The 13,235-nt window shown below is 73.6% G+C and carries 11 protein-coding genes; 8 read left to right on the top strand and 3 right to left on the bottom strand.

Annotated elements, in window-relative coordinates:
• Window positions 1–13 precede the first annotated feature (13 nt).
• From BCL76_RS23540 to BCL76_RS23530, 3 genes are read right to left on the bottom strand one after another with little or no spacing between them, the layout of a single operon-like run.
• Window positions 14–919, bottom strand: coding sequence for an aminoglycoside phosphotransferase family protein (locus BCL76_RS23540; protein WP_109781427.1), 906 nt, complete (start codon window positions 917–919; stop codon window positions 14–16).
• A gap of 16 nt (window positions 920–935) precedes the next feature.
• Complete coding sequence (locus BCL76_RS23535) at window positions 936–1,403, bottom strand: ferritin-like domain-containing protein (RefSeq protein WP_258309864.1); 468 nt, start codon at window positions 1,401–1,403, stop codon at window positions 936–938.
• Window positions 1,400–1,939 carry a hypothetical protein gene (locus BCL76_RS23530; RefSeq protein ID WP_109781425.1) on the bottom strand — a complete coding sequence of 180 codons (540 nt, stop codon included), beginning with the start codon at window positions 1,937–1,939 and terminating at the stop codon, window positions 1,400–1,402. Before BCL76_RS23530 ends, BCL76_RS23535 begins: the two co-directional genes overlap by 4 nt.
• A 178-nt stretch (window positions 1,940–2,117) precedes the next feature.
• Here BCL76_RS23530 and rimP point away from each other — a divergent pair, with 178 nt between their 5' ends.
• From rimP to BCL76_RS23490, 8 genes are all read left to right on the top strand, one after another.
• Entirely contained in the window at window positions 2,118–2,615 is a 498-nt protein-coding gene (gene rimP / locus BCL76_RS23525) for a ribosome maturation factor RimP (RefSeq protein ID WP_030386337.1), read from the top strand.
• Between the two features lie 2 nt (window positions 2,616–2,617).
• Window positions 2,618–3,646, top strand: a complete 1,029-nt coding sequence (gene nusA / locus BCL76_RS23520) for a transcription termination factor NusA (protein ID WP_109781424.1) — start codon at window positions 2,618–2,620, stop codon at window positions 3,644–3,646.
• A 145-nt stretch (window positions 3,647–3,791) separates the two neighbouring features.
• Window positions 3,792–4,085, top strand: a complete 294-nt coding sequence (locus BCL76_RS23515) for a YlxR family protein (RefSeq protein ID WP_078913337.1) — start codon at window positions 3,792–3,794, stop codon at window positions 4,083–4,085.
• Window positions 4,086–4,225: 140 nt separating this feature from the next.
• A complete protein-coding gene (infB, locus tag BCL76_RS23510; protein ID WP_109781423.1) occupies window positions 4,226–7,372 on the top strand; it encodes a translation initiation factor IF-2 in 3,147 nt (1,048 codons plus the stop codon).
• A 160-nt stretch (window positions 7,373–7,532) separates the two neighbouring features.
• On the top strand, window positions 7,533–7,826 hold the full coding sequence (locus tag BCL76_RS23505) for a DUF503 domain-containing protein (RefSeq protein ID WP_109781422.1): 294 nt from the start codon (window positions 7,533–7,535) through the stop codon (window positions 7,824–7,826).
• 28 nt (window positions 7,827–7,854) lie between these two features.
• Window positions 7,855–8,307 carry a 30S ribosome-binding factor RbfA gene (gene rbfA / locus BCL76_RS23500; protein ID WP_030766987.1) on the top strand — a complete coding sequence of 151 codons (453 nt, stop codon included), beginning with the start codon at window positions 7,855–7,857 and terminating at the stop codon, window positions 8,305–8,307.
• A complete protein-coding gene (gene truB, locus BCL76_RS23495; RefSeq protein WP_109781421.1) occupies window positions 8,304–9,212 on the top strand; it encodes a tRNA pseudouridine(55) synthase TruB in 909 nt (302 codons plus the stop codon). Before rbfA ends, truB begins: the two co-directional genes overlap by 4 nt.
• Before the next feature lie 225 nt (window positions 9,213–9,437).
• Window positions 9,438–13,193 carry a hypothetical protein gene (locus BCL76_RS23490; RefSeq protein ID WP_109781420.1) on the top strand — a complete coding sequence of 1,252 codons (3,756 nt, stop codon included), beginning with the start codon at window positions 9,438–9,440 and terminating at the stop codon, window positions 13,191–13,193.
• Window positions 13,194–13,235: the final 42 nt, after the last annotated feature.

Raw genomic sequence — 13,235 nt, 5'->3', positions numbered from 1 at the left:
TCTACGGTATGCCCTACAACCAGGCCGCGAACTCCAGGAGCAGTTCCGCGTCCCTGCGCCGCCCCGCGGCCAGCGCGCGGTTGCCCGACTCCACCGCCCGGAACAGCGTCCAGCCCCGCAGCCGCTCCCGGTCCACCTCCAGTGCGTCCGCCAGCTTGTTCACCCGTCGCCGGGCCCCCGCCGCCCCCGCCGAGGAGGCCACCTGGTCCTCCAGCCGGTCCCGGACCAGCCGCGCCAGGTCGTACGCCCGCTCGCCGACCAGCGGATCGGGGCCCACCGTCAACCACGGGGCCCGCTCGCCCGCCAGCACCTTGCCCTGCCGGAAGTTCCCGTGCAGCAGCAGCTCCTCCGGCGGGGCCGCCACCAGCTCCGCCCGCACCGCCAGCGCCGCGTCCGCCAGCGCCCGGGTCTCCGCCGGGGCCGCCCGCAGGGCCGCGGACTGCCATGCGGTGCGCTCCGCCACCGTCTCCCAGCCGTGCCCGGCCGCCGGGGGCGCCACCCACAGTCTGCGCAGCGTGCCGCTCGCCTCCAGCAGGGCCTTCGCCTCCGGCAGCGACCGCAGCGACACCTCCGGGTGCAGCCGCTCCAGCAGCAGCGCCCCGTCGTCGTCGTGGTGCCGCGTGTCGAGGACCCGTACCGCCCCGAAACCGCCCCAGTGGGCCAGCGCGGCCAGCTCGCGGTCGGGCCGGGCGTGCGGGGGCGCCAGCTTCAGTGCGGCCGGGGTTCCGTCGGCGTACGTGACGAGCACCACCAGACTGCTGCGGCCACCCGGGGCCTGCACCCGACGGGCCGCCACCCCGCGCCGGGACAGCGCGGCCTCGGTGAGTCGGGGCAACTGCCCCAGCCAGTCCGTGTCCTGCGCCGTCTCCGGCATCTCGCCGAGCGCCCGTACAAGCCGCTGCGGCGGTTCGAAAGCCATGCGTGCGTGGTCCCTTTCAGCTGTGCTGGGCCCGTTGCGCCTCGTCAGCGCGTTCCGTGAGCCCAGGGAAGGCTACGCCGACACCACGCCAGCGTGCCGCGCGCACTGCCGCCGCGCTCAGCGCGTCGGCCGCCTCCCGCCGCAGCGGACCCTCCGCGGCACGCACCAGATCGGAGTACGCGCCGGCCACCCGGTCCTCGATCTCGGCGGCCAGGCGCTCCGCTTCGGCCGGGCCGCGCACCTCGAACGGCAGGACGTACGCGGCCTCCGCGGGCCGGGGCACGCCACCCAGCTCCCGTACGGTCCGGGCCAGCACGTCCCGCCGCGCGAGGTGGCCGCCGTACGACTCGCGGGCCTCCGTCGCACGCTTGCCGGTGGTCCGGGCACCGATCACCCCGTAGCCGTACGCGGCCGCGTGCTCCGCGGCGAGCGCGGCCTGGGCGGCCTCCAGGGCCCGGCCGGCGGGGGAGGGTTCGGGCTTCACGAGGTGGCTCCGGGGTTCGAGGTCAGCAGGTACGCGTGGACGGCGCCGCAGGCGGCGACCGAGGCCAGCAGCCGGGCCAGCTCGCCGGGGGCCCCGGCCAGGTCGATGGTCCGCGATTCGGACAGGCCGCGCTCGGCGTCCGCGAGCTCGGTCAGCGCCTCCTCGGGCTTCGGCGGCACGGGCCCGCCGCTCGCCGCGGGCGCGGCGGCCCCCGTACCGCCGGACCGGGAGGGGGAGGGCGACGGCGCGGCCGAGGTGAGGGACAGCGCCGCGGCGTGGGCGGCGACGGCGGCCCGCAGCGGAGCGAGCCGCGCGGCCAGGGCCGGATGGGCGGTCGCGGTGGCGTCGTAACGTTCCAGCAGTCGCGTACTGTCACGAACGGCTGTCTCCCGCATCCGCCGTTCGAGTGGAATCGTGACGTCGGCGTCGGAAGCGCGGTCGTCGGAGCACCCGGTCAGCAGCGCGGCACCGGCCGCGCCGGCCGCACCGGCGAGCACGGTCCTGCGCGAGGGTCTCGAAGGCGGGGTCCAGGACACGGCGAGTCCTCCGGGTGGTGACGGGACTGATGGCGGGACTGCCGGCGGGGCAGGGTGTGATCACGGTACCCGGGGCCCTGTTCACAGGGCGGACGGCAACACCCTCCGACACCGGATACCCTTTGACCTGACACACGACGGAAATCACAACAGCACACGCGGCCGAGGAGTCACCCGGATGAGCACCACCCAGAGCGACAGGCTGCGCGGACTGCTGGAGCCGCTCGTCGCCGCCAAGGGCCTGGACCTCGAAGAGATCGAGATGTCCCGGGCGGGCAAGCGCCGGATGCTGCGGATCATCGTGGACTCCGACGAGGGCGTGGAGCTGGACGCGTGTGCCGAGCTGAGTCGCGAGGTCTCCGACAAGCTCGACGAAACCGATGTGATGGGTGAGGACGAGTACGTCCTCGAAGTGAGCTCGCCGGGCGCCGACCGCCCGCTGACCGAGCACCGTCACTACGTACGGGCGATCGGCCGTCTCGTGAAGTTCCAGCTCGCCGAGGGCGGGGAACTGATCGCCCGCATTCTCGAAGTCGACGACGAGGGCCTGGACCTCGAAGTCCCGGGCGTGAAGGGCCGCAAGGCGACCGCCCGGCGTATCGCATTCACCGACATCGCCAAGGCGCGTGTCGAGATCGAGTTCAACCGCAAGGACAAGAAGGAAGAGGAGGCGTAGCCGTGGACATCGACATGAGTGCCCTGCGGGGTCTGGTCCGGGAGAAGGAGATCTCCTTCGACCTGCTCGTCGAGGCGATCGAGTCGGCCCTCCTCATCGCGTACCACCGGACCGAGGGGAGCTTCCGCCGCGCTCGCGTCGTGCTGGACCGCACCAACGGTCACGTGGTCGTATGGGCGACGGAAGACCCGAGGGATCTCGAAGAGGGCCAGGAGCCCAAGGAGTTCGACGACACGCCGTCGGACTTCGGCCGGATCGCCGCGACGACCGCCAAGCAGGTGATCCTGCAGCGTCTGCGCGACGCCGAGGACGACCTGACCTTCGGCGAGTTCGCCGGCCGTGAGGGCGACGTCATCACCGGCGTCGTCCAGCAGGGCAAGGACCCCAAGAACGTCCTCGTCGACATCGGCAAGCTGGAGGCCATCCTGCCGGTGCAGGAGCAGGTTCCCGGCGAGGAGTACACGCACGGTCTGCGCCTGAAGGCGTACGTCGTGCGGGTGGCGAAGGGTGTCCGCGGTCCGTCCGTGACCCTCTCGCGCACCCACCCCAACCTCGTGAAGAAGCTCTTCTCGCTGGAGGTCCCGGAGATCGCCGACGGCAGCGTCGAGATCTCGGCGATCGCCCGTGAGGCCGGTCACCGCACCAAGATCGCTGTGCGGTCCACCCGCTCGGGCCTCAACCCGAAGGGCGCCTGCATCGGCCCGATGGGCAGCCGCGTGCGCAACGTGATGGCCGAACTGCACGGTGAGAAGATCGACATCGTCGACTGGTCGGACGACCCGGCGGAGATGGTCGCGAACGCGCTTTCACCCGCCCGGGTGAGCAAGGTCGAGGTCGTGGACTGGGACTCCCGGTCCGCCCGGGTGACCGTGCCGGACTACCAGCTGTCGCTGGCCATCGGCAAGGAGGGCCAGAACGCCCGCCTCGCCGCGCGGCTCACCGGCTGGCGCATCGACATCCGCCCCGACACCGAGGTGTCCCCGGACGCCGACCGGGACCGGGACGGAGACCGGGACCGGGGCGGGGAATAAACCGGTACCGTCCGGGCTTGCCCGGACGGTAGACAGGGTGCACGTCCGCCGTTCCGGCGGCGGATACAAGACAACACGACAGCCGTTCGATCTTTCCCCCGCCACTTGTCGGGAGAGAGGTCGGTGCGGGGAGGTAGACTTAGGCGTGTCTGGCCGGACGCAAGCCCGCGCATGCCCCGAACGCACCTGTGTGGGGTGTCGGGAGCGAGCGGCCAAGAACGATCTGCTGCGCGTCGTGGCGGACGGGGACGCCTGCGTCCCCGATCCACGCGGCACGAGGCCGGGCCGGGGTGCGTACGTGCACCCCGCCGTGGTCTGCCTCGACCAGGCGATTCGCCGCCGAGCGTTCCCCCGGGCCCTTCGGTCCGCCGGAGCGCTCGACACGGAGAGCCTGCGCAAAGCCGTGGCCGGCGAGGCCGGGCACACCGTAAAGAAGTAGTACGGCACGGATAACCGTGCGGTCAGGTACCTCGCGAGTTGGAAGTAGGTCGAGATTGCGATGAGCACTCGATGAGTACGCGATGAGTACGCCCATGAAGTAGCGACGGTCCGGCGTAACCCGGACCTAAAAGGAGCGAAGTGGCTAAGGTCCGGGTATACGAACTCGCCAAGGAGTTCGGAGTTGAGAGCAAGGTCGTCATGGCCAAGCTCCAGGAACTCGGTGAGTTCGTCCGTTCGGCGTCCTCGACGATCGAGGCGCCGGTTGTACGCAAGTTGACCGACGCGCTGCAGGGCCCCGGCGGTAACGCCGGCAAGTCCGCCGCGAAGCCGGGTGCGCCTCGCAAGGCCGCCCCCGCCAAGCCCGGGGCTCCCACCCCGGGTGCCGCCGCACGTCCCGCTGCGCCGAAGCCCGGCGCACCGGCCCCCAAGCCGGTCGTCGCGGAGGCTCCGGCCGCCGCAGCGCCCGCACCGGTGACTCCGGCCGCCTCCGGCCCGCGTCCCGGCCCGAAGGCTCCGGCCGCCCCGAAGCCCGCTCCGGCGGCGCCCGTGGCGACCGAGTTCTCCGCGCCTCCGGCGGCCCCGGCCGCCCCGGCGCGCACCGAGCGTCCCGCCGCGGCTCCCGGCCCCCGTCCGGCGCAGCAGCGTCCGGCCCAGGGTCAGGGTGGCCAGGCCGGCGCCCGTCCCGGCGCCCCGCGCCCGGCCGGCGCCACTCCCGGTGCGCAGTCGCAGCGTCCCGGCGGAGCCCCCGGCTCCCAGGCGCCGCGTCCGCAGGGTGCCCGTCCGGCGGGTCCCCGTCCGGGCAACAACCCGTTCACCTCCGGCGGCTCGACCGGCATGGCGCGCCCGCAGGCGCCCCGTCCGGCCGGCGCGCCCCGTCCCGGTGCCCCCGGCGCCGGTGGCGGCCAGGGTGCTCCCCGCCCGCAGGGTGGTCCCGGTGGCGCTCCGCGTCCGCAGGGTCCCGGTGCCGGTCGTCCGACCCCGGGCGGCATGCCCCGTCCGCAGGGCGGCGCTCGTCCCGGCCCCGGCGGACCTGGTGGTGCTCCCGGTGGTAACCGTCCCAACCCCGGCATGATGCCGCAGCGTCCCGCTGCCGGTGGTCCCGGTCCCCGTCCCGGTGGCGGCCCCGGTGGCCGTGGTCCCGGTGCGGGCGGCGCAGGTCGTCCCGGCGGTGCCGGTCGTCCCGCGGGCGGCGGCTTCGCCGGTCGTCCGGCCGGTCCGGGCTCGCGTCCCGGCGGCGGTGGCGGCTTCGGCGGCCCGCGTCCCGGTGGCGGCGGCTTCGGCGGCGGTCCGGCCGGTGCCGGTGGCGGCGGTCGTCCCGGCTTCGGTGGTCGTCCCGGTGGTCCCGGTGCCCGTGGTGGCACGCAGGGTGCCTTCGGTCGTCCCGGTGGTCCGGCCCGTCGTGGTCGCAAGTCCAAGCGTCAGAGGCGCCAGGAGTACGAGGCCATGCAGGCCCCGTCCGTCGGCGGCGTGATGCTGCCGCGCGGTGGCGGCGAGACCGTGCGCCTGTCGCGCGGTGCCTCCCTCACCGACTTCGCGGAGAAGATCAACGCCAACCCGGCGTCGCTCGTCGCCGTGATGATGAACCTCGGTGAGATGGTCACTGCCACGCAGTCCGTCTCCGACGAGACGCTCGAGATGCTGGCCGGCGAGATGAACTACGTCGTCCAGATCGTCAGCCCGGAGGAAGAGGACCGCGAGCTCCTCGAGGGCTTCGACATCGAGTTCGGCGAGGACGAGGGCGGCGAGGAATACCTCATGCCGCGTCCGCCGGTCGTGACCGTCATGGGTCACGTCGACCACGGCAAGACCCGACTGCTCGACGCCATCCGCAAGACGAATGTCGTCGCGGGCGAGGCCGGTGGCATCACGCAGCACATCGGTGCGTACCAGGTCTCCACCGAGGTCAACGAAGAAGAGCGCAAGATCACCTTCATCGACACCCCGGGTCACGAGGCGTTCACCGCCATGCGTGCCCGTGGTGCGAAGTCGACCGACATCGCGATCCTCGTGGTCGCGGCCAACGACGGCGTCATGCCGCAGACGATCGAGGCGCTCAACCACGCCAAGGCCGCCGGCGTCCCGATCGTCGTCGCGGTCAACAAGATCGACGTCGAGGGTGCCGACCCGGTCAAGGTGCGCGGTCAGCTCACCGAGTTCGGTCTGGTCGCCGAGGAGTACGGCGGCGACACGATGTTCGTCGACATCTCCGCCAAGCAGGGTCTGCACATCGACTCCCTGCTCGAGGCCGTCGTCCTCACCGCCGACGCCTCGCTCGACCTCCGCGCCAACCCGGAGCAGGACGCTCAGGGTATTGCGATCGAGTCCCACCTCGACCGCGGCCGCGGTGCCGTCGCCACCGTCCTCGTCCAGCGCGGTACCCTCCGCGTCGGCGACACGATGGTCGTGGGCGACGCCTACGGCCGCGTGCGCGCCATGCTCGACGACAAGGGCAACAACGTCGAGGAAGCGGGTCCGTCGACCCCCGTCCTGGTCCTGGGTCTCACCAACGTCCCCGGCGCCGGCGACAACTTCCTCGTCGTCGACGAGGACCGCACCGCCCGTCAGATCGCCGAGAAGCGTGCTGCGCGTGAGCGCAACGCCAACTTCGCCAAGCGCGTCCGTCGCGTGTCCCTCGAGGACCTCGACTCCGTGCTCAAGGCCGGTCTGGTCCAGGAACTCAACCTCATCATCAAGGGCGACGCGTCCGGTGCGGTCGAGGCTCTCGAGTCCTCGCTGCTCCAGCTCGACGTCGGTGAAGAGGTCGACATCCGGGTCCTGCACCGCGGTGTGGGTGCGGTCACCGAGTCCGACATCTCGCTGGCGATGGGCTCCGACGCCATCGTCATCGGTTACAACGTCCGTGCGGCCGGCCGTGCCGCGCAGATGGCGGACCGCGAGGGCGTCGACGTCCGCTACTACTCGGTGATCTACCAGGCCATCGAGGAGATCGAGGCGGCCCTGAAGGGTCTCCTCAAGCCGGAGTACGAAGAGGTCGAGCTCGGTACGGCGGAGGTCCGCGAGATCTTCCGCTCGTCCAAGCTGGGCAACATCGCCGGTGTCCTCATCCGGTCCGGCGAGGTCAAGCGCAACACCAAGGCGCGCCTCCTGCGCGATGGCAAGGTCATCGCCGAAAACCTCAACATCTCGGGTCTGCGTCGCTTCAAGGACGACGTCACCGAGATCCGCGAGGGCTTCGAGGGTGGTATCAACCTCGGTTCCTACAACGACATCAAGATCGACGACGTCATCGCGACGTACGAGATGCGCGAGAAGCCGCGCGCGTAAGCGCGAGGCACATCGCACCGTGTCGTAGCTCGTCACACCGGGGCCGGTCGGCGGAATATCCGTCGATCGGCCCCGGCCGTTGCGTGTACGGTTCTGGTGACCCTGCCGAGCGACGGCCGGCAGGCCACCGAACCCGCACCGGCGGGATATCCGGAACTGCATGTACGTGGGGACTCTGTCCTTCGATCTGCTCCTCGGCGACGTCCACTCGCTGAAGGAGAAACGCTCCGTGGTTCGGCCCATCGTGGCCGAGCTCCAACGCAAGTTCTCCGTGAGCGCGGCTGAAGTGGGCGACCAGGAACTGCACCGCAGGGCCCGTATAGGGGTCGCCCTGGTGAGTGGGGACGCGGGGTTCCTCTCGGACGTACTGGACCGCTGCGAGCGGCTGGTCGCTGCGCGTCCGGAAGTGGAGCTGCTGTCCGTACGACGGCGCCTCCACGGTGATGAAGACTGATAGCAAGACATAAGAAGGAGACGGACCAGTGGCCGACAATGCGCGGGCGAAGAAGCTGGCGGACCTCATCCGGGAGGTGGTGGCCGAGAAGCTGCTCCGCGGTGTCAAGGACCCCCGCCTCGGTACGCACGTGACCATCACGGACACCCGCGTCACCGGCGACCTGCGGGAGGCCACGGTCTTCTACACGGTCTACGGCGACGACGAGGACCGGGCCAGCGCGGCGGCGGGCCTGGAGAGCGCCAAGGGCGTACTGCGTTCCGCGGTCGGCCGGGCGGCGGGCACCAAGTTCACGCCCACCCTGACCTTCGTCGCGGACGCCCTCCCGGAGAACGCCAAGACCATCGAGGACCTCCTCGACAAGGCGCGCTCCTCCGACGCCCAGGTGCGCGAGGTGTCCTCCGGCGCCCAGTACGCCGGTGACGCCGACCCGTACAAGAAGCCGGGCGACGACGAGGACGAGGACGCAGCCGCGGAATGAGCACCAACGCAGGGAAGACTCCGGACGGCCTTGTCATCGTCGACAAGCCGTCCGGCTTCACTTCGCACGACGTGGTCGCCAAGATGCGCGGGATCGCCAAGACCCGTCGCGTCGGCCACGCCGGCACGCTCGACCCGATGGCGACCGGCGTGCTGGTCCTGGGTGTGGAGAAGGCCACCAAGCTCCTCGGCCACCTCGCACTCACGGAGAAGGAGTACCTCGGCACGATCCGCCTGGGCCAGGACACCCTGACGGACGACGCCGAGGGCGAGATCACCTCCTCCACGGACGCCACCGGGGTCACCCGGGAAGCCGTGGACGCGGGCATCGCCAAGCTGTCCGGCGAGATCATGCAGGTCCCGTCCAAGGTCAGCGCCATCAAGATCAAGGGCGTGCGCTCCTACAAGCGCGCCCGCGACGGCGAGGACTTCGAGATCCCGGCCCGACCGGTCACGATCTCCTCCTTCCAGGTGTACGACATGCGCGAGGCGGAGGCCGAGGACGGCACGAAGGTCGTCGACCTCGTCGTCTCCGTGGTCTGCTCCAGCGGTACGTACATCCGCGCCCTCGCCCGTGACCTGGGCGCCGACCTCGGCGTCGGCGGACACCTGACCGCGCTGCGCCGCACGCGGGTGGGCCCGTACAAGCTCGACAAGGCGCGGACCTTGGACCAGCTCCAGGAGGAGCTGACCGTCATGCCCATCGGCGAGGCGGCCGCCGCGGCCTTCCCTCGCTGGGACCTGGACGCCCGGCGGGCGTCGCTGCTCGCCAACGGCGTGCGGATCGACATGCCGCAGGAGTACGAGTCCGGCCGCACGATCGCGGTCTTCGGGCCGCAGGGGCAGCTGCTGGGACTCGTCGAGAACAAGAACGGCAAGGCCAAGTCCCTCGCGGTCTTCGCCTGACCGTTGACGTGGAGCGGTGAGCGCACAGGTACTGCCGCTCACCGCTCCACGACCCCCCTCGGGTAGGTCTCTATCCACCCGGACCCCTGTATTCACCCGTCCGAGCAGGCGCTCGGAGTGAATGGAGGGAGCGTAAGGGGGCGCTTTCGCCTCGCGTGCTTTCCGTGCTGATCTTCACCTGCCTACCGTCGTGAGCACGGGGCGTTGCGGGAGAGTGGTGCGGCCATGGCGGAGCTCGTCAAAATCTGCGATCCGGCCGGGCGGGAGCGCGGCAGCGGATTCGTCGCGGACGACCGCGGGACGGTCGTCACCAGCCACGAGGCCGTCGACGGCCTGCCCCGGGTCGTGCTGCACGCCCCCGGACGGACCTGGTTGGCCGAGGCGGCCGACGTGACCGCGCTGCCCGGCCTCGCCCTGGCCCTCATCCGCACCGACGGACTCGGGGTACGGCCGCTCCCGGTGGCACCGCGCGAGGTGATCGACCCCGGGACCTACGTACGGTTGCCCGCGCGGGGCTGGCGCCAGGCGCGGGTACTGGGCGGCACGGAGGTCGACTACCCGGCGACGGACCGGTCCCACGCCGTGCCCGCCGGCGTGGCCGTGGAGCTGGCGATCGGCACCGACGGCCGGGACGCGCTGCGGCTGGGCGGGGACGCCTGCGGGGGACCGGTCCTCGACGCCGACTCCGGAGCGGTGCTCGCGGTGGTGGGCACCGCACTGCGGGCGGAGCACCGCTCCGGCGGCTTCGCGGTGGCCCTGCGGGCGGCCGCCGGGGCCGACCCGGACGGCCCGCTGGCCGCACTGCTGGAGCGCAACGCCGCGACCGTGCCCGGCCACGGAGCCGACCTGAACCTCGCCGGGGCGCTGGAACTGACCGCGACCACGCTGGGCGCCTCCCTCCTCCCGGACGGCCCCGAACCCGTCGAACGCCCGGGCATCGCCGCCGAACTGGACGCCTTCACCACCGGGGACCGCCCGGTCCTCGGCCTGGTCGGAGACCCGGGCACAGGCCGCACCACGGCGCTCGCGGCCCTGGCCGTACGCCGCGCACGGGGCGCCTGCCCGGCGCCGACGCTGTGGCTGCGCGGCGCGGACCTGCGCGCCACCGACACCTCCCTGGCCGACGCGGCAACCCGCGCCCTGACAACGGCCGCCCGCATCACAGGCACCCCCGAGACCGCACCGGCCCAGTCCCCGGAGCCCCGCGGCACCAATGCGACGGCGGCCGGAAGCGTCCCGTACCACTCCCCGGGGGACGAGTCCCGCGGCAGCGGTTCCGCCGGGGACGGGTGTGTGTCGGGGTGCTCCCCGCAGGGCGCCGAACACACTGCCGCCCGACGTTCCGACCCCTCGTCACGTTCGGCGCCCGAGGAGACGCCCCGGCGCGCGCCCGGCCCCGGCGGAACCCCGCCCGACGCCCGTCACGACCGGCCCGCGCCGGACCCCGCCCGAACCGGCTCCGGCTCCCGCTCCGGCTCCGGCGGAGGCGGGGGCGGGGGCGGACCCGCCCGAACCGAGGATTCCGCACTCCCGGCGGGCCTCGCCGCCCACCTCGCGCACGTCGTCGCCCGCGCCGGCCGCCGCCTGCTCGTCGTCCTCGACGCCCCGGAGGAAATGCCGCCGGAGCTCGCCCACCGGCTCGGCCCCTGGACCACCGCCACCGCCGGGTGGCTGCACGCCACCGGGGCCCGGCTGGTCGTCGCCGCCCGGCCCGAGTACTGGGAAGGGGCCGGCGCCCTCTACCCGCCCGACGCACTGCACACCCCACTGCACACCCCACGGCACACCCCACGGCACACCCCACGGCACACCCCACGGCACACCCCCGCCCGCTCCACCCGCTCCGCCCCACGGCTACCCCCCGCCCTCCCGCTCGCGGACCTCGACGCCGCCGAGGCCGAGACCGCCCGGGCCCGCCTCGGCATCCCCGCCGACGCCGTCCGCGAGGCCGACGCCCGGCACCCGCTCACCCTGCGCCTGCTCGCCGGGATCAGGGCCGCCGAGGTCACCGCCGGCCGCCCCGGCCGCGACGAGGTCTTCGCCGCACACCTGGACCTGCTGTGCCTGCGCACCGCCGTCCGCATCGCTGCGGCCTGCGCCGACGCCGGGGGTGCCCGGGTGCACGGGCCCGGGGTACGGCGGCTCGCGGCGCGCGTGGCCGGCCGGGTCCACGAGGCAGCCCGGCGCGCTCTGGGACCCGGGCAGGGTCAGCTGGACCGGGCCTCCTTCGAGGAGCTGTTCCCATGGCGCACCGGCTGGGCCTCCGCCGTGCTCACCGAGGGACTGCTCGTGCCCGCCGGGCCCGGCTACCGCTTCGCCCACGAGGAGCTCTCCGACTGGATCCAGGCCGGCCACCTGGACGTGCCCACCGCCCTCGGCCTGCTCGTCCACGGCCGGGCCGAGCCCGGGCTGCCCGTACCCCGGCACCGGATCGGGCCCGTCCTGGAGGCCCTGCGCAGGCTCGCCCCCGACCGGCTGCGCGGCGAACTGACCGGGCTGGTCCACCGGCTCAACCGCTTCACCGAGGAACCGGAGCGGGCCACCCCGGACCGCACCTGGTGGGCCACCCGGTTGCTGCGCGAAACCCTGCTCCGCGCCCCCGACGCCCGGCCCCATCTGCCCGTCCTGCACGCCCTCGCCGAGCACGTGGCCCGGGCCGGCCCGGGCGAGTTCGGCGGCCGGTTCTGGAACCGGCTCCGGCTGCCCGAGCCCGACCGCCTCGACCTGCTGCGCCGGCTGCTGCCCGCCGACCCCGCCGAGGCGGTTCCCGGCGACCGTTACCTCGACGCCGCCGCCCGCCGCCTCGCCCGGGACCCGCAGGGGGCGCAACCACTGCTCTGTGCCTGGTTCACCGACGGGCGTCGACTGCGCGGCCGCCCCGGGGCCACCGTCGCCACCGCAGCCCAGGCCCTGCTGCACACCCACCGCGGTCTCGCCGTGGACGACCTCACCGAGGCGCTCGTCGCCGCCGCGCACCCCCGCGCCGACGAGCTGCTCGCGGCACTCGCCGAGGAGGAGCCCTCCGCCCTGTGCCGGGCCGTCGACCGCTGGGCGCGCGACGAACGCCCCGGGCGGCGGGTCGCGGCCGCCGCCTACGGACCGGCCACCGCCCCGCACGTGCGCACCCCCGCCGACCGCGAGCTGCTGCGCCACGCCGCCCAGGCGCTGCTCGCCCGCCCCGCCGACGCCACCCTGCACGGCAGCGCCCTGGCGATCCTGTTGCGCGACCCACAGGTACGCGGCCGCTACCTGCCCGACGCCCTCGCCTGCTTCCGCGATCCCGAGCTCGGCTCCCGGCTGCCCGCGGAGGCGCTGGTCGCGGCCCTGCCGGTGCTGCCCGACCCGGACGAGGTGTTCGCCGCCCTGCGGGCCCGGGCCGACGGGGAGGTGGTGCGGGCCCTGGCCGCGCTGACCACGCCGGGGCTGGCCCGGCGCGCGGCCGAGCTCGTACGGGAGCACCTGGCGCGCTGTCCCGGGGACGCCCCGCACGCCGCCTTCTTCGTGGACCGGCGGCTCGACCAGGGTCCGGCCGCCGCCTCCGTGGTGCGGCCGCTGGTCCTGGACCTGCTCTTCGGCGCCCCGGCCGGGGTACGCGCCGAGCTGGCCGTCGTACTGGCGGCGCCCGGCGGGGCGGCCTCGCACCCCCTGCGCGGGGAGCTGGCCGACACCCTGCTGCGCGAGGAGGCGGATCCGAGCGTGCTCGACGTGTTCCTCGGCGCCGTCGCGGCCGGGACCACCGGGCGCCCGCAGGACCGTACGCGGGAGCTGCTGCGGCGTACCGGGCGGCAGCTGCTGCGGGCCCCGGGCGGGCCGGCGGTCTTCGAACAACGGACCGTCGAGCTGGCCCGGACCGAGCCGGCCTTCGGGGCACTGGTGGCCCGCTGGCTGGCGACGGCGGAAGCGGAGGCCGCGGCCCTGCTCGGGCCGAGCGCCCGGCGAACGGTGGAGACCTTGAGCAGGGCGGCCGCGGATGTGACGTGACGACAGACACGGTGGCGGATCGAGTCAGATGCCGATGCGGGG

Source organism: Streptomyces sp. CG 926, assembly GCF_003148825.1.
GTDB lineage: Bacteria > Actinomycetota > Actinomycetes > Streptomycetales > Streptomycetaceae > Streptomyces.
Note: the sequence above shows the minus strand (reverse complement) of the source record. Positions and strands in the feature narration are given on the sequence as shown.